Annotated in this window: 21 protein-coding genes; 10 read left to right on the top strand and 11 right to left on the bottom strand. The window is 70.6% G+C overall.

Translation table 11 applies throughout. The annotated features are described in order from the left end of the window. Positions 1–23: 23 nt before the first annotated feature. From AC2YHJ_RS16715 to AC2YHJ_RS16705, 3 genes are all read left to right on the top strand, one after another. A complete protein-coding gene (locus tag AC2YHJ_RS16715) occupies positions 24–812 on the top strand; it encodes a creatininase family protein (protein ID WP_487397220.1) in 789 nt (262 codons plus the stop codon). Between the two features lie 172 nt (positions 813–984). After that, positions 985–1,974 (top strand): ketopantoate reductase family protein, encoded by a 990-nt coding sequence (locus AC2YHJ_RS16710; protein WP_487397219.1) that lies wholly within the window; start codon positions 985–987, stop codon positions 1,972–1,974. Positions 1,975–2,038: 64 nt separating this feature from the next. Beyond that, on the top strand, positions 2,039–2,182 hold the full coding sequence (locus tag AC2YHJ_RS16705) for a hypothetical protein (protein WP_487397218.1): 144 nt from the start codon (positions 2,039–2,041) through the stop codon (positions 2,180–2,182). 175 nt (positions 2,183–2,357) lie between these two features. On the opposite strand, the gene AC2YHJ_RS16700 is transcribed toward AC2YHJ_RS16705, so the two are convergent. Genes AC2YHJ_RS16700 through AC2YHJ_RS16690 form a run of 3 tightly spaced genes read right to left on the bottom strand, consistent with a single transcriptional unit; the run spans position 2,358 to position 5,398 of the window. Continuing rightward, positions 2,358–3,113: a metallophosphoesterase family protein gene (locus tag AC2YHJ_RS16700; protein ID WP_487397217.1), complete on the bottom strand. Its 756-nt coding sequence runs from the start codon at positions 3,111–3,113 to the stop codon at positions 2,358–2,360. Between the two features lie 49 nt (positions 3,114–3,162). Continuing rightward, positions 3,163–4,422, bottom strand: coding sequence for a tetratricopeptide repeat protein (locus AC2YHJ_RS16695; protein WP_487397216.1), 1,260 nt, complete (start codon positions 4,420–4,422; stop codon positions 3,163–3,165). A 52-nt stretch (positions 4,423–4,474) separates the two neighbouring features. Then, the gene (locus tag AC2YHJ_RS16690) at positions 4,475–5,398 is read right to left on the bottom strand and encodes a hypothetical protein (RefSeq protein ID WP_487397215.1); all 924 of its coding nucleotides are present in this window, start codon (positions 5,396–5,398) and stop codon (positions 4,475–4,477) included. 63 nt (positions 5,399–5,461) lie between these two features. Here AC2YHJ_RS16690 and AC2YHJ_RS16685 point away from each other — a divergent pair, with 63 nt between their 5' ends. The 3 genes from AC2YHJ_RS16685 to AC2YHJ_RS16675 all read left to right on the top strand — a co-directional run bounded on the left by AC2YHJ_RS16685 (position 5,462) and on the right by AC2YHJ_RS16675 (position 7,331). Further along, on the top strand, positions 5,462–6,052 hold the full coding sequence (locus AC2YHJ_RS16685; RefSeq protein WP_487397214.1) for a cytochrome b: 591 nt from the start codon (positions 5,462–5,464) through the stop codon (positions 6,050–6,052). 41 nt (positions 6,053–6,093) lie between these two features. Continuing rightward, complete coding sequence (locus tag AC2YHJ_RS16680) at positions 6,094–6,423, top strand: hypothetical protein (protein ID WP_487397213.1); 330 nt, start codon at positions 6,094–6,096, stop codon at positions 6,421–6,423. A gap of 422 nt (positions 6,424–6,845) precedes the next feature. Further along, positions 6,846–7,331 carry a hypothetical protein gene (locus AC2YHJ_RS16675; protein ID WP_487397212.1) on the top strand — a complete coding sequence of 162 codons (486 nt, stop codon included), beginning with the start codon at positions 6,846–6,848 and terminating at the stop codon, positions 7,329–7,331. Between the two features lie 111 nt (positions 7,332–7,442). On the opposite strand, the gene AC2YHJ_RS16670 is transcribed toward AC2YHJ_RS16675, so the two are convergent. Then, complete coding sequence (locus AC2YHJ_RS16670; protein WP_487397211.1) at positions 7,443–8,288, bottom strand: OmpA family protein; 846 nt, start codon at positions 8,286–8,288, stop codon at positions 7,443–7,445. Between the two features lie 334 nt (positions 8,289–8,622). Further along, positions 8,623–8,823, bottom strand: coding sequence for a hypothetical protein (locus tag AC2YHJ_RS16665; protein ID WP_487397210.1), 201 nt, complete (start codon positions 8,821–8,823; stop codon positions 8,623–8,625). 96 nt (positions 8,824–8,919) lie between these two features. Between AC2YHJ_RS16665 and AC2YHJ_RS16660 the strand changes: the two genes are divergently transcribed. After that, positions 8,920–9,252, top strand: coding sequence for a DUF1491 family protein (locus AC2YHJ_RS16660; RefSeq protein WP_487397209.1), 333 nt, complete (start codon positions 8,920–8,922; stop codon positions 9,250–9,252). Positions 9,253–9,357: 105 nt separating this feature from the next. After that, on the top strand, positions 9,358–9,651 hold the full coding sequence (locus AC2YHJ_RS16655) for a GYD domain-containing protein (protein WP_487397208.1): 294 nt from the start codon (positions 9,358–9,360) through the stop codon (positions 9,649–9,651). A 39-nt stretch (positions 9,652–9,690) separates the two neighbouring features. Here AC2YHJ_RS16655 and AC2YHJ_RS16650 read toward each other — a convergent pair whose 3' ends face one another. The 6 genes from AC2YHJ_RS16650 to AC2YHJ_RS16625 all read right to left on the bottom strand — a co-directional run bounded on the left by AC2YHJ_RS16650 (position 9,691) and on the right by AC2YHJ_RS16625 (position 18,090). Beyond that, positions 9,691–11,586 carry a propionyl-CoA synthetase gene (locus tag AC2YHJ_RS16650; RefSeq protein WP_487397207.1) on the bottom strand — a complete coding sequence of 632 codons (1,896 nt, stop codon included), beginning with the start codon at positions 11,584–11,586 and terminating at the stop codon, positions 9,691–9,693. A gap of 445 nt (positions 11,587–12,031) precedes the next feature. Continuing rightward, positions 12,032–13,264 carry a CaiB/BaiF CoA transferase family protein gene (locus tag AC2YHJ_RS16645; RefSeq protein WP_487397206.1) on the bottom strand — a complete coding sequence of 411 codons (1,233 nt, stop codon included), beginning with the start codon at positions 13,262–13,264 and terminating at the stop codon, positions 12,032–12,034. A 65-nt stretch (positions 13,265–13,329) separates the two neighbouring features. Continuing rightward, complete coding sequence (locus tag AC2YHJ_RS16640) at positions 13,330–13,683, bottom strand: hypothetical protein (protein ID WP_487397205.1); 354 nt, start codon at positions 13,681–13,683, stop codon at positions 13,330–13,332. A gap of 49 nt (positions 13,684–13,732) precedes the next feature. Beyond that, complete coding sequence (locus AC2YHJ_RS16635; RefSeq protein ID WP_487397204.1) at positions 13,733–14,485, bottom strand: CoA-transferase; 753 nt, start codon at positions 14,483–14,485, stop codon at positions 13,733–13,735. After that, positions 14,482–15,309 carry a CoA transferase subunit A gene (locus AC2YHJ_RS16630; protein ID WP_487397203.1) on the bottom strand — a complete coding sequence of 276 codons (828 nt, stop codon included), beginning with the start codon at positions 15,307–15,309 and terminating at the stop codon, positions 14,482–14,484. The genes AC2YHJ_RS16635 and AC2YHJ_RS16630 overlap by 4 nt, the downstream gene beginning before the upstream one ends. A 48-nt stretch (positions 15,310–15,357) precedes the next feature. After that, positions 15,358–18,090 carry a hypothetical protein gene (locus tag AC2YHJ_RS16625; RefSeq protein WP_487397202.1) on the bottom strand — a complete coding sequence of 911 codons (2,733 nt, stop codon included), beginning with the start codon at positions 18,088–18,090 and terminating at the stop codon, positions 15,358–15,360. Between the two features lie 96 nt (positions 18,091–18,186). Here AC2YHJ_RS16625 and AC2YHJ_RS16620 point away from each other — a divergent pair, with 96 nt between their 5' ends. Continuing rightward, a complete protein-coding gene (locus tag AC2YHJ_RS16620; protein WP_487397297.1) occupies positions 18,187–18,729 on the top strand; it encodes a GNAT family N-acetyltransferase in 543 nt (180 codons plus the stop codon). A gap of 36 nt (positions 18,730–18,765) precedes the next feature. After that, positions 18,766–19,269 carry a hypothetical protein gene (locus AC2YHJ_RS16615; RefSeq protein WP_487397201.1) on the top strand — a complete coding sequence of 168 codons (504 nt, stop codon included), beginning with the start codon at positions 18,766–18,768 and terminating at the stop codon, positions 19,267–19,269. Positions 19,270–19,399 lie beyond the last annotated feature (130 nt).

Raw genomic sequence — 19,399 nt, 5'->3', positions numbered from 1 at the left:
TCCCTTCCTCGCAAGGCAATCGCATGACCCATCGCATCGCCGAACTCACCGCCCCGGAGGTCGCGTCCCGCCTTGCCGCCGGCGCGGTCGCCCTGCTGCCCATGGGAAGCCTCGAAACCCATGGCCCAGCCCTGCCGATGGGCGACTACCTGCTTGCCGAGGACATCGCCGAGCGCATCGCCGCCGCGGCCTCCGCCCAGGGTGCGGATACGCTGGTGGCGCCCGCGATCCCCTTCGGCGGGGAGGACTACTTCACCGGCGTCGCCGGGGGCATCACGCTCAGCGTCGCGACGCTGACCGCGGTGGTCGAGGAGATGGCCGAGGCCTTCCTGCGCACCGGCACGCGGCGGATCATGATCGTCAACGGCCATGCCGGCACGATCGGCCCGGCCGAGGCCGCCGCGCGCGCGCTGCGCCGCCGCCACGGCGTCATCATCCCCGCGCTGCACCTGTGGCGGGAGGCCGGGAAGCTGCACGCCGAGCTCGGCGGCGGCGCGCTGCGCTTCGGCCATGGCGGGGACCCGGTGGCCTCGGTGGCGATGGCTTTGCGCCCCGAACTGTGCCGCCCGCAGGATGCGCGGGAACGGCAGGGCGTCGGCCCGTTCCTGGGGCTGCCGCCCGCGAATTTCGGCGTGGTGCGCACTCATGGCGTGGATTTCTCGGTGCCGATGTGGGTCGAGGAAGTCGCACCCGGCGGCGTGATCGCCCCGGATGCGCGCGGGGCCAATGCCGAACACGGCACGGCGATCGTCGAGCGGCTGGTTGCCGGCGGGGCGTCGATGTGCGCGCTGCTGCGGGACCAGGTGAACTGATCCGCGCGCAGCGACGGGTCCGAGAGGGGCCTTGCCCCTCTCGGGCTCACCCCACCAAAGGCCAGGGGGCCTTTGGAATGCCGGTTTTTGGCGCCGGGCGTGGCGGCCGCGCCCACGATTGGCCGGCGCGGGAATTGCACGCGCGTCGGCGCGACTTCTTCGAGGAATTTCCATGACCCGTATCTGTGTCTTCGGGGCCGGCGCCATCGGCAGCCACCTCGCCACCCGTGCCGCCCTTGGCGGGGCGGAGGTCTCCGTCATCGCCCGCGGGCCGCATTTGGAGGCGATGAAGGCGAACGGCATCACCCTGCATGCCCATGACGGCATCAGGACGGTGAAGGTGCAGGCGGCCGCGACGGCCGCCGAGATCGGACCGGTGGACGCCGTGCTGATCACCACCAAGGTGCCCGCCCTTCCCGTCGCGGCGCAGGCGATCGGCCCGCTGCTCGGCCCGGACACGCCGGTCGCCTTCGTCACCAACGGCATCCCCTGGTGGTACTTCATGCGCCATGGCGGGGCGGCCGAAGGGGGCCGCATCCCGCTGCTCGACCCCGGCGGGGTGATCGAGCGCTTGGTCGGCATCGAGCGCACGCTCGGCGGCGTCGTCTATTCCGCCAGCGAGGTCCTCGCACCGGGCGTGGTGAAGTCCGAGCACGCCGACATCCGCCTGTTCCTCGGCGAGCCCGATGGCAGCCTCAGCGAGCGCGCCAGGATGATCGCGGGGTTCATCGACGCCGGCGGCATGCCGTGCCCTGTGGTGAACGACATCCGCCACCGCGTCTGGGGCAAGCTGATGGGCAACATCACCTCCGGCCCGCTGTGCATCCTGTCGCGTTCGCACATGAAGGCGACGCTGGCGGACCAGGCCGTGTTCGACGCCGCCGTCCGCATCGCCGAGGAAGGCGCGGCACTCGCCATGGCCTATGGCTTCGACCTGGCGACCGCGGCCGAATCGCGCATGCGCCGCTCGGCGAACATCACGCACAAGCCATCGATCCTGCAGGATCTCGAACTCGGCCGCGCGATGGAGATCGACGCGCTGTTCACCGTGCCGCTGCAGATGGCGAAGGAAGCCGGCGTGCCGATGCCGACCTTCGAGCTGGCGGCGCGGCTCGCCACGCAGGCGGCGACGGCGGCGGGGCTCTACACGCCACCCGGATGAAACTTCCGCTCGCTTCGCGCGTCATCGGGGCTGGACCCTCGTGACGCGGGAAGGATCATCGGGGATGAGCACCAACGCTCTCTATTTCATCGTCGGCGCATTGCTGGCCGGCGTGATCGGCGGCGGCATCTGGATGTACCAGGACAGCCATCGGTCGGGCGTCGAGATCTCGGTCGGCCGGCACGGGGTGTCGATCCAGGAACGCTGAGAGACCGGTTGAGAATGCGCCATGCGGCGCATTCTGAAGTCCGGCGCCGGCCCGCACCCCGACCCGTCCACCCATTCCAGGATACCGACGTGGGTGGCCGGGTCGGGGTGCGGGCCGATGCCGGACTTGTCAAATGGTCTCTGAGCCGCGCTTGCTCGCCTGATCGCGCGATGTGTCAGGCGCTTTCGGGCAACAGCCCGGTGCGCAGGACATGCGGCCAGGCGGCGTTGAAGCCCACCTCCTCCGCCCGTCGCGCCGCCGCGTTCCAGTCATAGGCGATCGCCAGCATCTCGACCTGCACGGCATCCCCGTTCAGGTGCAGCACGGCATAGCGCGCATGCGGCGTTCCGGCTTCCTGCCGGTGCGCCGGTTCGCGGCTGATGCGGAAGCCCGGAAGGCCAAGGCTGCCGGGATTGACCACCAGCGGCCCGCCCGGCACCTGAACCATGCCGGTGCGATGGCTGTGCCCGCACAGCACGACGCGCGCGGCCATGCCCGCCGCGCCCAGCCGCTCGCGCAGCACCGGCATCGGTGCCGGGCGCAGCCGCTCGGCGACGACTTCCTCGATCAGGTTCTGCAGGTCCGATCCGGGCGCGCCATGCACCGCCAGCACGCCGGGCGCCGGTTCCAGCGACAACGGCAGGTCCATCAGCCAGCCGCGCTGATCCGGTGACAGCTCATCGTAGGCAAGGCGGTCCTGCTTGCCCATCGTCTCGGGTTCGTGCTCGCTGATCCAGCGGTCGTGGTTGCCGCGGATGCAGGGGATGCCGGTCGCCTGCAGCATCTCGACCGTCTCGCGCGGCCAACCGGCGCCCGATGCGATGTCGCCGAGGCAGATGATGTCGCGCAACCCGCGCGCCGCCGCATCCTCCAGCATCGCGTCCAGTGCGGCGGCATTTCCATGGATGTCGGCGATCACGGCCAGTCGCATGCGCATTCCCTCGATTGGGCGCGCAGTCTTGCCCTTCCGCGCCGCCGCGTCACCCCTGCCGCAGCGATGCCTGTACCGCCTGCCGTGCGGCGCGGTCCCGCATGGCGAGGAAGACCGAACGTTGCGCATGGCTGCCGCCGAGCGCAGGCAGGCGCGGCAGCACCACGTCGAAATCCTCCACCGCGCCCATCGCGTCGCCGCTCAGCGCCGCCGCGACGGCGCGGGCGGCGCCGAGCCCGACCTCGGCATGCAGCCGCGCCTGGGTGTCGGCCTCGCTGCCCGCGCGGGCAGCGATCGAGGCGATCATGCGCCGGGCCGCGTCGCGCCGCCCCGCCCCGGCCAGGGCGAGGACGTAGTGCAGGTCGGCGAAGGCCCAGGCGTGTTCGCCGATGCGCCGCTCGGCGATCGCGGCCAGCGTATCCCAGCGCCGCGCGCCGACCGGCACGCCGGAGGCTTCCAGCCGCCACAGCAGATGCGCCGCATTCATCAGGTCGCGCACATCCTCGCTCGGTTCCGCCCAGACCTGACGGTCGTAAAGCGCCAACGCGTCCTCCGCCTGACCGAGCGCGAGATGGAACAGCGCGCGATGCCAATGCACGTGGCGGACGAAGTTGCTGCCGCCGACGAGGTTCGGCTCCAGCCAGCGCAGCCAGGCGATGCCTTCGCGCATGCGGCCCTGCGCGCCGATCGCATGCGCCACCGCATGCGCACCCCACAGGTCGCCCGGTTCCATCGCCACGGCGGCGCGCCCGACGGTCTCGGCGCGCGCGATGTCGCCGGTCTCCTCCAGCGCGAAGGCGTGGCAGCCGAGCAGGAAGCCGTACCCCGGCATCGCGGCATCCCAGCGCGGCAGCGCCGCCTCGATCGCGTGGCGCATCTCCGCCGCCTGGCCGAGCATGAAGCGGATGCCGTGCGACAGGCGCAGCGCGAGGATGTCGTGCGGGTCTTCTTGCGCCATGGCCTCCAGCCCCGCGGCGGCGCGCTCCATGTCGCCGCCCTCGGCCCAGCAGGCGAGCGCCTGGGTCAGGGCGCGTTCGCGCGGCGTCGCACCGCGAAGGGCGATGGCGTCCCGCGCACGGTCCAGGCTGCGAGCAGCCTCGGCGACCAGCGGCCGGCGCGCGGCGAGCATCTGCGCGAAGCCCGCCAGCGCATGGCCGGCCGAGAGCAACGGATCAGTTGCCAATGCTGCGCCGAGCCGCGCCCCGGCTTCCGCCTTCTGCCCGAGCAGCGCCATCGCCGCGGCATCGAGTTCCCGCGCAGCCGCCGCGCTGTCGGTGGTGATCGCCAATCCGCGGGGGTCGTGCTGCATGGGGGTGCTCCTTGCGCCTCTGCCCCCGCTTTCGCCGCCTGGCGCGGCGCGGTTACGCGCGCGGCAGCGCGGTCTGGCCGAGCACCCAGCCCTCCCAGGCACGGATTGCCGGATCATCCGGCACGAAGTCCGGCCGCGCCCCGTCCAGCACGCCGATCAACCCCAGCAGGCCGATGACGGAGTCGAAGCGGTCCTCGCCCGCGGCATCGGTGCCGAAACCGTCCATCGCCGCGGCGTGCAACGCCGCCGAGGGCGCCACACGCCGTGCCGCCATCGCGGCCAGCAGCGGGTCGGCGACCGATGCACGATCCGCCCGCACCCGCTTCGAACCGCGCAGCACCAGGCCGCAATGGCGCAGCGCCTCGGCCGGATAGACCTCGGCCAGCACGGCGCGGTCCCTGGCAAGCAACCCGTGCAGCGCGCCTGCGAAGGGCCAGATCGCATAGGGCGCGCCATCGGCCAGCCCCGGTGCCAGCCAGTCCCGCCAGGCGGCGATGGCGGCCTTGCCCGACTGGTTCGCCCCCAGCGTCCAGAACACCGGCGCACCGGCGGGGCGTTCGGCGGTGGCGCGGTCGCACCAGCGCGACAGGCCGCGCGCATCGCTCAGGCCGAGAGCTTCCGCATGCGCCGCCCGCGTCATCCCCTTCACCCCGCGTGCCGGATAGAAGGGGCGGCGGCGCGAGACTTCGGCGAGCGTCGGGGCCACGGCGAAGAAATCCGCGTCGCTCGCAAGGCCACGCAGGAACGGCACGAAGCCGGCCTCCGCGCGGCCCTCGGCGAAGCCGCGCGGCACGCCGAGCGGCAGGTCGAGACCCATCGCGACCGGCGCGCCCTCGGCCAGCAGCGCGGCGACGAGCCCGGCCGGGTCGCCGACCGGCACGGGTGCCTCCGCCCGCCAGCCGCGCGCGTCGCGGCGCGCGATGCTGACCCAGCGCTTGCGCGGGTCGGTGCTCCAATCGGCATGGGCGGCGATCATTCTCACGCGCGGTCCGGCCCCGGCGTGCGATACGCTCGCGGGACGACTCGTCGGAGACGCAGCATGGACGCGAGCCAAGCCACCGCCCTGCCGGGCCAGGATGCCGCGCATCCCGATGGGCAGTACGGGTCGGTCGCCAAATGGTTCCACTGGATCACGGTCGGCCTCATCGCCATCGCCCTGCCCACCGGCTTCGTCATCAAGTTCATCACCGGCGAGGCGGACGGTGCCTACAAGATGGGCTTCTACGCCATCCACGAAAGCGCGGGACTGACCATCCTGTTCGCCGCCCTCGCGCGCATCCTGTGGAAGATGCTGCACCCGCCGCCGCCGCATCCGGTGGACCTGCCGGCGATCATGCGCAAGGCGGCGACGGCGACGCATCACGGGCTCTATGCGCTGCTGATCATCCAGCCAGTGCTCGGCTTCTTCGCGACCAATGCCTGGGGCTTCCCGCTGCGCGACCAGACCGCCTATCTCGGCTTCATCCACCTGCCGAAGTTCATGGAGACCTGGGAAGGGCTCGCCAAGATCCTGGGCTGGTGCCACACCATCGGCGGCTACCTGTTCGTCGTGCTGCTCGCGGCGCATATCGGCGGGGCGATCTTCCACCACGCCATCCGTCGCGACGGAACGCTGATGCGGATGCTGTAGCGGACGCCCCGACGCACCATATGGTGGAGTGACCGGAGGCGGTGGACCCGATGACGGCAAACCGGCAGGACACGGCGCGCGAGGACGAGCTTCGGCACGAGGTGGTGGAGTGCCCGATCTGCGGTCAGGCCACCATGCCGAACGTCCTTGCCGATGGCAGCCGCGTCTGTTCCTGCCCCGCCGAGCGCGCGTTGTCGTCGCCGGAGGAATCCGGGCCGGTCCTGCCGCCGCCGGTGGACGACACCAGCTTCGTCGCGGCAGCGCACGACGCCTCGGCCGGGCTGCCGGAGTTCAAGGGCCAGTTCGGCCGCGACATCCAGACCGACGACTTCAAGCCGATGGACGACCCGCCGGTTAGCAGCGGCCGTTAGGCTCAGGACCCATTCGCGGCTGTGAGCGGCGTGGCGTGGTGTGATTCCGGGTCTGGCCGAGGGCCGCCATGCCCACGCCATGAGTCCTGACCCGGCCTCGCAATCCAGCGACAGGTTGCTTTCGACTGGCTTTTCATTCCGATTGGAGAAATGCTGGATCCAACCAGCGCGCTGCCAAGGACCGGCGCCAAAGCTTCGACGAGCGTCACGGTCCTGAGCAAACAGGTCAGGAATGAAAAGTGATCAGATTGTGGTCGTGTCGTCTCCTATTCACCCTCGGCTGCCTGCTGGCACCTGGAATGGCTGCGGCTACGGTCATCTATACATATTCGGGCCATATTGATCGTATCGTATACAACAACACCGCATCGAATACTCCGTCGCCTTTTACGCAAGGAGAAGCTGTTTCCGCGGAAATAACCATGCCTGGGCTGACGTCGGGGCACTTCGCAGTTACGGCGTCGTTGCTTTTTATAGATGACGTTCTCGTGTTCGGGTCCGGGCTCGGGTCGGGATTCATTCAGTTCGGTAGCTCAGATGAGAAGATCCTCTTCAGTCCGGGCAATGTACAGTCGGCTATTGCCGGGAATTTTCCGGAAACCTCCACGGACCCTCTGATCGAGAATGCGCAGTTCTGCTGCGATTTCCGGCCGCCTTGGTTCAATAGCCAGGAGAACGGCCAGGCGGTCTTCAATGGCAGTGATTTCTGGGCCCTGTACCTGCCGACCGGCCTGAGCAATATCAACGTCACCGCCTTTGGAACCGGGGTCTGGTCGGCACGCGTCATCCCGGAGCCGGCCAGTGTGGGCATGTTTGTTCTGGCACTCCTGGGCTTGTTCAAGATCGCGAGCGGGCAGCGCCATCGCGCTCGCCGGCGCGGTTCTTCTGGCCCGGTCAGCGCGTTCTGAGCCTGGTCGCAGCCATTGGAGCATTGGCTGAGCCCCCAACCGGCGGCGCACGCCTTCGCGTGGCTGGCTGATGCTTGAGGGCGGCCCGGGCGGTTGGTGTCGCGTCCGGCCTCAGGGTCCGTCGGCGCCGGTCGGCACCACGCGCATGCGGCGCAGCAGGCCGGGCCCGGCCTCGACCTCGGCGCGCAGCGCGCCCGCGGTGACATCCATGCGCCGCGCGGCGCCAGGTTCGGCAGCCAGGGCCGCCAGCACCGGCGCGGGCGGCAGGCCGAACAGGTCGAGCACCGTCGCCGCCGCCGCCGAGGCCCGCCACCACGCCTCCCCGTCACCGATCCCGCCGGGCCATTCCAGCACCACCGCGACGCGCCGCGTGCCGGCCACGCGCAGCACCGTCAGCACCGGCACCGCGGATGGCGGCACCTCGGGTGGGCAGAGGAGGGGCGGGGCCTCCACCGTCCCGCGCCAGAGTTCCGGTTCCGCGCAGCCGAGTGCGCGGGCGATGCGCGGCGCCAGCGCCGTGACGAAGGCCGGCAGCACCGCGGCATCGAGTGCGCGTGCCTCGGCCTCCGCCACGCCGGCCAGCCGGGGGCCGGGGCAGGGGCGCAGTTCCACCCGGTCGTTCATCGGTTCCGTCCGGCCGGCCTGGGCCAGCCGCGCCGGGCTGCGGTCCCCGGCGGCTTCCAGCGCCACATCGGCCAGATCGACCCCCTGCCGCGCCATCACCGCCACGACCGCCCGGGCGCGGGCGAGGGCGAGTGCCTCCGCCCCCGGGCCGTGATCGGCGTGGCCGCGCAGGCAATGGCCGCGGAAGGCCGGCGGCCGTGGCGGGCGCAGGAAGGCGAGCAGCACGTCGCGCGCTTCGGGCGTGACGACGGCGCTGCCCGGGGCGAACAGAATGACCGCGCCATCGGGCACGTAGCCCTGCGCGCGCGCCGGTCCGGGGGCCAGCGCGAGCATGCCAAGCATTCCGGCCAGCACGACCCGCATGGCGCCACGCTACACCCAGGCGGCGGAGCAGGACGCGGAAATGCGAAGCGCCGCGCAATCGCCGCCAAGCGGGGCGCCCGCCGGCCAGCCGCGCGCCAAGTCCGCAACGACAGGAACAGAAGCCGGATCGCGGCCACGCCGCGATCCGGGAGCGCAAAGCGCGACCGCGCCCGGAGCGCCCGCAGCACCCAACGCGCCAGTGCAGGGCGCGAAGGCAAGCCGCGCGGATGCGCGGCGCCCGCCGTCTGAGGGCAAGACAAACGCTCAGGACGGCCGCCGAATGGCGGCCGTCCGGCTGTCCGATTCAGATCGGTTTCTGTGCCTTCTCCAGCAGACGGCCGAAGAAGCCCGGCTTCTTCGGCGGCGCGGCCGGGACGGCCACCGCCGCGACCTCGGCACGCGCCTCCGCGGCGGCGCGCTTTTCCTTATCCACCAGCCATTTATCCAGGCTCATGCCCGCCTTGACGGCGCGCTTCGCCTCATAGGCGCGCTGCGCCTCCGTCATCTTCCGATCGCTCATGCCGGGAACCCTTGCCGAGGTGCGGTGAATGGCCCGCGCCGCGCCTTCCGGCAAGGGGCTGCGCGTGGCAGTTTGGCTGGCATGGAAGCGAAGGTGAAAGCAGGCATCTGGGTCTCGATGGCGATCCGCCTGTCGGACATGGCCGGACGGCCAGCCGCGGTGGTCCGCAAAGGGGACCCGGATTCGGGGGGCATCCTGTGCCTGATGCGCGGGCGGGAAGGCTTCGTGGTGCTGTCCCAGGCGCGCGACGCCGAAGGCCGCCCCGCCTGGGTCCGCGGCACCGGCAGCGCACCGGTCGAGGAAGGCCTCGCCAACGCCTATGTCGAACGCCAGGTGAAGCGCGACCCCGACCTCTGGGTCCTGGAATTCGAGGCGCCGGACCTGGTGCCGCCCTTCGAGGCGCGGCTGATCTGATCGAAGCCGGGACGATTCCGGCGGCATCCATCCCGCACGCGTGCTAAGGAGGGTATCGGCAGTCTTCTTCCATCACCGACCCGTGGCCGGAAAGGAGCCCCGCCGATGACCACCTACATCATGCTTGGGAACTGGACCGACCAGGGCATCCGCGCCATCGCGGACAGCCCGAAGCGGCTCGACGCCGCGCGGAAGATGCTGGCCGAGATGGGCGGCAGCTTCGGCGCCTTCTACATGACCATGGGCGACCACGACATGGTCGCGGTGTATGAGGCACCGGACGATGCCATCGCCGCGCGCTTCTCGCTGATGCTCGCACGCGGGGGCGCGGTCCGGACGCGCACGATGAAGGCGTTTCCGGAAGCGGCGTACCGGCAGGTGATGGCGTCGCTCGGGTGACGCGGCAACGGAGGGGGCGTCGCCCCTCCTGGACCGGCCTTAGCGCATGGCGCCCTTCAGGACCTCGCCGACTTCCTCGAGGATCGCGGGGTCGTCGATGGTGGGGGGCACCACATACTCGTCGCCATCGGCGATCTTGCGGAGCGTCGCGCGCAGGATCTTGCCGCTGCGCGTCTTGGGCAGGCGGGCGACGACACGCGCATCCTTGAAGGCGGCGACCGGGCCGATGCGGTCGCGCACCATGGCCACAAGATCCTTGCCGATCTCCGCCTCGGTCCTCGTGACGCCGTGCTTCAGCACCACCAGGCCCAGCGGCACCTGGCCCTTCAGCGTGTCGCGCACGCCGACCACCGCGCATTCGGCGACATCGGGGTGGGAGGACAGCACCTCCTCCATCGCACCCGTCGACAGGCGATGGCCGGCGACATTGATGATGTCGTCGGTGCGCGACATCACCCATACATAGCCATCCTCGTCGATCATCCCCGCATCGGAGGTCGAGTAGAAACCAGGGAAGGCCGCGAGATAGGCATCGCGGAACCGCTCATCGGCATTGAACAGCGTCGGCAGGCAGGATGGCGGCAGCGGCAGCCGCACCGCGAGGCTGCCGATCTGCCCGCGCGGGACTGCGCGATGCGCCTCATCCAGCACGACCACGTCGTAGCCCGGCGCGGGCTTGCCGCCGGAACCCGGCCGCGTGGGGAACAGGCCGAGGCCACGGAAATTGCCGGTGATCGTCCAACCCGTCTCGGTCTGCCACCAGTGATCGATCACCGACTTGCCCAGCAGCCGCTCGGACCAGGTCACGGTGTCCGGGTCGCAGCGCTCGCCGGCGAGATAGAGCGCTTCGAGCTTCGAAAGGTCGTGGCGCTTCAGCAGGACACCGTCGGGGTCTTCCTTCTTGATGGCGCGGATCGCGGTCGGCGCGGTGAACAGCACCTTCACGCCGTGCTGTGCGCAGACGCGCCAGAAGGTGCCGGCATCGGGCGTGCCGACCGGCTTGCCCTCGAACATGATCGTCGTGCAGCCGGCGAGCAGCGGCGCGTAGACGATGTAGGAATGGCCGACCACCCAGCCGACATCGGACGCCGCCCAGTACACGTCGCCGGCCTTCACGCCATAGACCATGGACATGGAATTGTGCAGCGCGACGGCGTGGCCGCCATTGTCGCGCAGGATGCCCTTCGGCGCGCCCGTCGTGCCCGAGGTGTAGAGGATGTAGAGCGGGTCCGTCGCCTCGACACTGACGCAGCCATGCGGCGTCGCCTGTTCCATCGCGGCGAGCAGGTCGGCATCGCGGCCGGGCGTCAGCTCGCAGGGGCTTTCGGGGCGCTGCAGGATCAGCATCGCGTCCGGCTTGTGTGGCGACAGCCCGATCGCGGCGTCGAGCAGCGGCTTGTATTTCACCACTCGCCCCGGTTCGAGCCCGCAGGAGGCGGAGACGATCGCCTTCGGCTTCGCATCGGCGATGCGCGTGGCGAGCTCGGCCGCCGCGAAGCCGCCGAACACCACCGAATGCACCGCACCGAGCCTTGCGCAGGCGAGCATGGCGATCGCCGCCTCGGGCACCATCGGCATGTAGATGATGACGCGGTCGCCCTTGCCGACGCCGCGCGATGCGAGCGCGCCGGCGAGGCGCGCGACGCGGTCGAGCAGGTCGGCATAGGTGATGGTCTCGATGCGCCCGGTCATCGGGCTGTCCCAGATGATCGCGGGTTGGCTGCCTCGGCCGGCCGCGACGTGACGGTCGACCGCATTGAAGCAGGTGTTCAGCCGGCCATCGGGAAACCAGCGGCCATAGACGCCGAGGGAGGGGTCGAAGATGCGTGAGGGTTGGGTGTCCCAGGTGATGCCGCGGGCGGCTTCGGCCCACCAGGCCTGCGGGTCGCGGCGCCAGGCCGCGTGGGTGGCGTCATAGCCGGTCGCGCCGTTCATCCTGGCTTCTTCCCTGTCCTTCGCATGCCCGCGGCCGGAGCCTGGACCGCCGGCCCCTGCGCAGGCAAGTGGCGGAGGCTGGGGCCGATTGCGTTGCGATGGATCAAGGGACGCCTGCGGCAAAGCCCTGGATACTGGGATGATGTTCCTGTATAGATCAGTTGCCAAGCGGCGCATTGCGCCCTGCGCCAGCCGGAACCTTTTCATGGCCCTGGTTCGAGGCAGCGCCGTCAGTCATCCGTTTTTTGGCGAGCAGCTTCACCTGCGCATCAGGTGAATCCACCTGAGCGGAACCCGCCCTAAAGGCCTAAAAACCTAAAATCGTAAAATCCTAAAGTGGCCATGACCCGACGGGCCTGCCGCCACTGGGCGCCAAGTCACGGTTTCCAAAGGCCTCGGGCCTTTGGTGGGGCTGTCCGGAGGGGCAAAGCCCCTCCGGCCTTCTTCACTTCCGCCGCTCGCCGACGATCACCCCGTCATTCTCCAGCGCCGCGATCTCGGCCTCGGAGAAGCCGCGCGCCAGCAGCACGTCCCGCCCGTGCTGGTTGAAGCGCGGCGGTTCGGACCGCGCCCCGCCCGGCGTGCGGGACAGCTTGATCGGCGTGTTCAGCGCGCGGAAATCGCCGATCTGCGCGACCATGTTGCGGAAGGCGGTGTGCTCGGCGGCCATCGCTTCGTCCACGTGCAGCACCGGCCCGGCCGGCAGGCCGGCGGCGAGCATGCGGCGCGTCAGCTCATGCCCGTCCTCGGTCGCGAAGCGGGCGTTGAGCACGTCGGTCAGCGCGGCCTTGTTGATGACGCGCTGGCCGTTGGTCGCGAAGCGCGGGTCCTTGGCGATCTCGGGGATGCCGAGGAAGTCGCAAAACTTGCGGAAGGCGGGGTCGTTGCCGGCGGCGACGAAGATCTCGCAGGTCTTGGTCGTGAACTTGGAATAGGGCGCGAGGTTCGGGTGCGGATTGCCCGTCGCCATCGGCCGCTTGCCGGAGAGGAAGAAGTTGGCGGCATGCGGATGCAGCAGCGCCATGCCGCAATCATGCAGCGTCATGTCGCAATACTGGCCCTGGCCGGACCGCTCGCGTTCATGCAGCGCCATCAGGATGGCAATGGTGCTGAACAGGCCGGTCGCGATGTCCACGATGGGGTTGCCGAGGCGCGTCGGGCCGGAGCTTTCCGTCCCGTTGATGGACATGAGGCCCACCATCGCCTGCAGCACCGCGTCATAGCCGGGGAAGCCGCCGAGCGGGCCTTCGCCGCCGAAGCCCGAGACACGGCAATGGATCAGGCGCGGGAACTTCTTCGACAGCACCTGCTCATAGCCGAGGCCCCACTTCTCCATCGAGCCTGGCTTGAAGTTCTCGACCAGCACGTCGGCACCTTCGAGCAGGCGCAGCAGCACCTCGCGTCCCGCCGGCTTGGACAGATCGAGGCCGACCGAGCGCTTGTTGCGGTTCACGCCGACGAAGTAGGAGGCATCGCCATCCGCGTTGAAGGGGGGGCCCCAGTCGCGCACCTCGTCACCCTGCGGGGGTTCGAGCTTGATGACCTCGGCGCCGTGGTCCGACAGCACCATGGTGCAGTAGGGACCGCCAAGCACGCGGGTGAGGTCGACCACGCGCAGCCCGGCCAGTGCGCCGGGGGAGAGTGTCGCCGTGCCTGCGCTCGCCGCATTGTCGTCCATCGGCCGGTTCCTCCTCGCAAAGGGGGCGGAACATGCGTCGGCGGCGACGGAATGTCGAGGGCGCTTCAGCCGAGGATGAGGCCCAGTGTCCACAGCGCGAACACGCCGGCCAGGAGGGCGACGACGGTCGCGACACGCCGCGGGTGCAGCGTCTCGATCCCGGCCGGGTCCATCGGGTCCCGGCGCAGCGGGACGCGCTCGCCGAGCGCGAAGGCGTGGCGATCCTCGGTCGTCAGGGTGGCCTCGCTGGTCCAGCCGCCGGGTTCGTCGAAGCCGAAGGTGACGATCCAGGCGTCGGCCGCCTCGTCGCGGGCGATCTCCAGTACGGTGCCGACCGCGCTGTGCCAGCGCGAGACCTGCCAGGACCTCGCCGCGATCCAGATCGCGGCCCCGCCGAGCAGCAGGGGGACGATCCACATGGCCATGTCACGCCTGCCGGGTCATGGCGGGGTCTCCTCCACCGGCCGGTCAGGCGGCCGCGGCGCGTCCCCAGACCTTACGGCAGAACTCGGGATAGGTTTCGTACATCTGGTCACACACCGGCCCGCGCAGCAGCGCGAGCTCCTCGGCGGTGGGCTCCGGCGTGGCGGGCACCTCGCCCGGCACGTCGAAATCGAAGCCGGTCGCCGCGCGGACACTGTCCACCGTCTCCCCAGGATGCAGGGATTCCAGCGAGAAGCGCGCCCGGTCCGGATGGAAGCGGAAGACGCACTTGCCGGTCACCAGCGCCTGCGCCGTGCCGCGCCGGAACACGCCCGGCGGCGAGACGCCGGGGGCGGAGATGTTGTCCACCGTCTCGACCAGCACGCGGGGCGAATGCTCCTCACGGAACAGGATGGTGCGCGGGGTCATGAAGTACATGAAGGCGGAACCGAAGCTGCCAGGGAAGCGGGCGTCGCGCCCGGGCCATTCCCCGGTGCCGACCAGGTTCAGGTTGGCCTGCCCGTCGATCTGCCCGCCGCCGAGGAAGAACAGGTCGATCCGCCCCTGGCCGGTCAGGTCGAACAGCTCGCGCGACCCTTCGGTGAAGGGGTTGGCGTTGCGCCTCTGCTGCAGGGAGATGTGCAGCCTGTTCCCCTGCGCGCGGGTCAGGAAGCAGGCGGCGGCCGGGATGGGCGAAGCCGAGCCGATCGCGACATGCCGCGCCGGCGGTGCCGTGGGGTCGCGCACCAGCCGCGCGATGGCGACGATGAGCCGCTCCTCGATCCGGACCGCGCTCATGCTGCGGCCACCCGTGCCGCGGCGACTTCGCGGGCGAGATAGGCGCGGAAGCCTTCCTCGGTCCGGGCGAGGCGCGCGTATTCGGCCATGTGCGCGGTGTCCGGCGCGTAGTCGTCGAACACGCCGCTGCTCGGCCAGGCGCCACGTTCGGCCAGAGCCGTCGCCTCGATGTAGAGCGCGCTGATCACGCCGGGCGCGAGGGTCTCGTCCTCGAGCATGTTGCCCTCGACCACGCGCTCGACCGTCACGAGCGCGCGCAGCGAGGCATGCGCCATGGTCGCGAGCTCACGTCGCCGCCCGACCCAGACGTTGCCATGCGCATCGGCCATCGCCGCGTGGAACACCGCGACGTCGGGGCGCAGCGCGGGGACCAGCACGATCGGGTCGGCGCCGTCGTCTGCGAAGGGGTTCGGCACGACCTTCCAATCCGGCCGCTGCGCCAGGATGTCGCTGCCGATCAGGCCGCGGATCGGCATGAAGGGCACGCCCTTCTCGGCCGCCTGCAGCATGGTGTGGATCGCCGGGCAGGTGGCGTCGCGCATGACGATGCTGCCGGCCCGGACGGCGGCGGTGAAGCGCGGCGCGAAGCCAGCCTCGCCGAGCGTCACGGCAGAGGTCTCCACCTCCGCCACGCAGCCCGCGCCGATCAGCAGGTCGGCGGCGAAGCCGAGGACCGGCGCGCCGAGCAGGCGCAGCCCGCGCGTGCCGCGGCGCACGACCGCCCGCGCCAGCGCGCAGGAGGGGAGCGAATAGTCAGGCGGCATCGCCACCAGCGCGCCGTCCTGTATCTCGGCGGCGAGCGCGTCCACGGATGGCAGCATCATCGGTCCATTCCTCCGGCCCGCGATGCTACGCCCTGACCGCCTGGGTGGCTAGAACAGCTCCAGGCTCGTCATGGTGAAGCCGCGGCCCGGGCCGAGGCCCACCGGCACGCCGGTATCGCCGATGGCGAGCAGCATGAGCACATCGGCGACATCGACCGTCGCGTTGCCGTCGCGGTCCTCGAAATAGTAGACGCCGAACTCCTCACCGTCGGCACCGCCGATGACGAGGATGATCCGTTCGTCCACGCCGGCATCGTTGTTGGTGATGCGCGCGCCGACGGTGTTGCGAACGGCGGTGAGCGAGCCGAAATTGTTGGCCGCGATGGTCTCGGTCGCGCCGAACCGGATCGCGCCCCAGCCGAGCTCGACATCCTGGCCCGCGCTGATGACGAGCGTCGTGCTGTTGTCGAGGCCGAACGCCTCCCAGTCCACGGCGATGAAGTTGCCCTCGAAGGCGAGGCCGGTGACGCGGTCGGCGCCGGCGAGCGAGCCCGCGCTCAGCGTGCCGTTGATGTCGATCGTGCCGTCGGTGATGGCGGTCATCACGGCGAGGTCGCGCTCGGTCCCGCCGGAGCCGAGGGAGATCCGGTCGCCGCCGTCGCCGCCGACGACCGTATCCTCGCCGCCGGAGCTGGTGATCGTGTCCGCCGCGTTGCCGCCGAACAGCGTGTCGTCGCCGTTGCCGCCGGACATCGTGACGCGCCCGGTCAGGGCCCTGCCATCGACGATGACGCCCTCATCGGCGATCACGTCGACCAGGACCGTGGTCAGGCCGCTCGGTCCGACGAGGTTCGCCGGCAGCCGCACTGCCGCGCCCAACCCCGCGGCGTCGAACAGGAAGGTGTCGATGCCCTGCACGCCGGCGAAGGCGTTGCCGGGCAGCGTGCGGTTCGCCGCCAGCATCACCTGCAGCACGTCGCCCGCCACGCCCTGATCGGCCACCACGTGGTCGAGCAGCGTGAGTTCCCCCGCACCAAAGATGGCGCGGTCGGTGCCGGTGCCGAGGAGGATCTCGTCGATGCCGCCGCCGGCCGCGACCGTATCGTCCCCGGCGCCGCCGATCACGGTGTCGTCGCCCGCCCCGGCCTCGATGATGATGTCGGTGCCGGCGGCGAGCAGGGTGGTGTCGATGCGGTCCTCGCCGCTGCCGCCGCGCACGGTGAAGTCGATCGAAACTGCACTGACACCGGCGACCATGGACGGGCGGATCGTCGCCTCGGTCCCTTCGGGGCCGAGTTCGAGGATCTCGATCCCCATCACCCCGGCAAAGGCGGTCTCGGCGAGGATCCCCCCGCCGGTCAGCCGCAGCAAATCCGCGAAGCCGGCGCCACCATCGATGGTGGAGGCGCCGAGGTCGTCCGTCGCCACGATCAGCAGGTCGTCGCCCAGCCCGCCATTGATGCGGGATGGGTCGGCGCCGCCATCCAGCGTGTCGTTGCCGCGGTTGCCGTCCAGCCGGTCGGCGCCGTCCCCGCCCAACAGCCAAAATCGCTTCGGCGTGCCGAGCGAGGCGACGCCGGAGGCATCCATCAGATCGGCGCCGGCGCCGCCATCCACCGTCACGACCGCGCTCGCCGCGCTGTCGGCGATGTCGTTGCCGATGACGATGGTGTCGTCGCCCGGGGTGAGGAAGAAGCGCTCGATGCCGCCGATGCGCGCGGCCAGGGCGGGCAGGATCGCCACCGGCCCCACCCCGGTGAATTCCAGCACGTCGAGGCTGCCATCCTCATCCGCCACCAGGTCGGCCGTGGTGAAGTCGGCGCCGAGGAAGCGGTGCCAGTCATTGCCCGCGCCGCCATCGGCGAAGTCGTTGCCTGCTCCGGACTCCATCGTGTCGTTACCGGCGCCGCCGGACAGCACGTCGTTATCCGCGCCACCATCGAGCAGGTCGTTGCCGATGCCGCCGATCAGGCGGTCATTGCCGGCCTCCCCGGACAGCGTGTCGTTGCCGTGATAGCCGGACAGCGTGTCCGCGCCGGTCCCGCCGAGGAGCATGTCGCTATCCGTGCTGCCGGTCAGCCGGTCGTCGCCGGCGCCGCCGAGCAGCACGACGCCGTCGAGATGCGGCGCGGCGGTGATCACATCATTGCCGCCGGCCCCCGCCACGGTGACAGTCGCGCCGTCGGTCGGCGCGAGATCGGCTGGCAGGCGGAAGACGAAGGCCGTAGTCAGGGAGGCCAGAGCTTCGATCCGCTCAATGCCCCGCAGCAGCACGCCCGGCGAGAGCGTCCCGCCCGCCGTGGTCAGCCACAGCGTGTCGGCGAGGCCCGCGCCGCCATCCAGCACGTCGCCGGCACCAAGGTCAGCCATTGCTGCGGTGATGGTGTCCTGGCCCGCCCCCGCATCGATGGTGTCGAGCCCGGCGCCGGGGTTCAGCAGGTCGTTGCCGCCGCCGCCGACCAGGCTGTCATTGCCGCCATTGCCAAGCAGGGACAGCGCCTTGGAGGCCACGCCCGCGCCGGAGACAGTATCACCCCCGGCGCCGCCAACGACGGAGAACGTCGCGAGATCCGAGGCGGCCGCCATGGCGTCGTCGAGCGTGACGGAACCACCCGCCGCCGCGGTGATGAGCAGGCGCTCGATCCCGCGTGCATTGGCGAAGGCCCCGGCGGCAAGCACGATCCCAGCCTGCAGCACGAGCTGATCGGTGACGTTGCCGGCGCCGCCCAGCACCGTGTCGGACCCGACCAGGCGCCCCGCCGCGCCAATGAAGAAACTGTCCACCACACCGGCCGCGCCGACGAGGCTGTCAGTGCCCGCGGTCAGGATGAAGCTCGCCATGGCCCGGATCCCCAGCGACGTTGTTTCGTGATAGATGGTGCGATATCGAAAGAATCCACAATGGGCGGGCCGATGCCGGAATGCCACAACGCCGTGATGCGTCCCGTGACCCTTGAGACACCGCGCCTGATCCTGCGTCCCTGGCGGGAAGAGGATCTCGATCCCCTCTTCGCCATCAACGGCGACGCGGACAGCATGCGGCACTTCCTGTCCGTCATGACGCGACCCGAAAGCGATGACTGGGGCAGGCGCATGCAGACGCACATCGACGCGCATGGCTGGGGCTTCTGGGCGGTGGAGGAGCGCGGCGGCGCGCCCTTCGTCGGCGTCGTCGGGCTGATGACGATCGCCTGGCAGGCACGCTTCACCCCGGCGGTGGAGATCGGCTGGCGCATCGCGCCTGCGCATCGGGGCCGCGGCTTCGCGACGGAAGCGGCACGGCGCTGCCTCGATTTCGGCTTCGGCACGCTCGGGCTGAAGGAGATCGTCGCCTTCACCATCGCGGCGAACACGGCGTCGTGGCGGCTGATGGAACGGCTCGGCATGCGCGCGGATGGCAGCTTCGAGCATCCACGCCTGCCGCAGAGCCACCCGAAGCGGCCGCACCTGCTCTATCGCCTGGCGGCGCCAGGGCGGTAGTATCGCCACGTCACCGCGAGCCGGCAGGAGGATCCCGTGTCCCGCACCAAGCGCTTTGCCATTGCGACGTTGTTCGGCCTGGCGGCCCTGCCGGCCGGCGCGGCATCGGTGTCCACCGCCTGGGTGGAACTGCGCTCCAGCAACCAGGACGAATGCATCGCCATCGGCCAGCGCGCTGTCACCGGGGCCGGCTTCGAGGCGAGCGTGTCGCAGGACCGGCAGACGATCTTCGGCTGGCGCGGCGATGAGGCGCTGACGGTGCGCTGCATCGGGTCGCAGCGCGTCGCCGCGGTGTTCGCCTGGGTCACCGACCAGTCGAATGACAGCGCCCAGTTGGTCGAAGCCGTCACCCGTGCCTATCGCAACCGTCAGTCGCCCGGCGGCGGCAACCTCACCGGTGGCGGTGGCGGTGGTGGCGGCGGCGGCAACCTGACCGGGGGCGGCGGAGGTGGCGGCAATTTCGGTGGCGGCGGCAGTGGCGGAAACCTCGGCGGCGGCAATTTCGGCGGTGGCGGCAGCGGCGGCGTGGTGAAGCGCTGAACCGGCCCGGACCCGGTCGGCCGCCGGGCTGGGGTGCAGCCGAACCTGCCGGCCATCCCGTGCACGCCGTCCGTGCAGTGCAGGAATGCGCCGCCACGTGCGGGGCGCAGGGTTGCGCTCCCGCCGCGTG

This window comes from Roseomonas sp. SRI_022, assembly GCF_057586215.1.
Note: the sequence above shows the minus strand (reverse complement) of the source record. Positions and strands in the feature narration are given on the sequence as shown.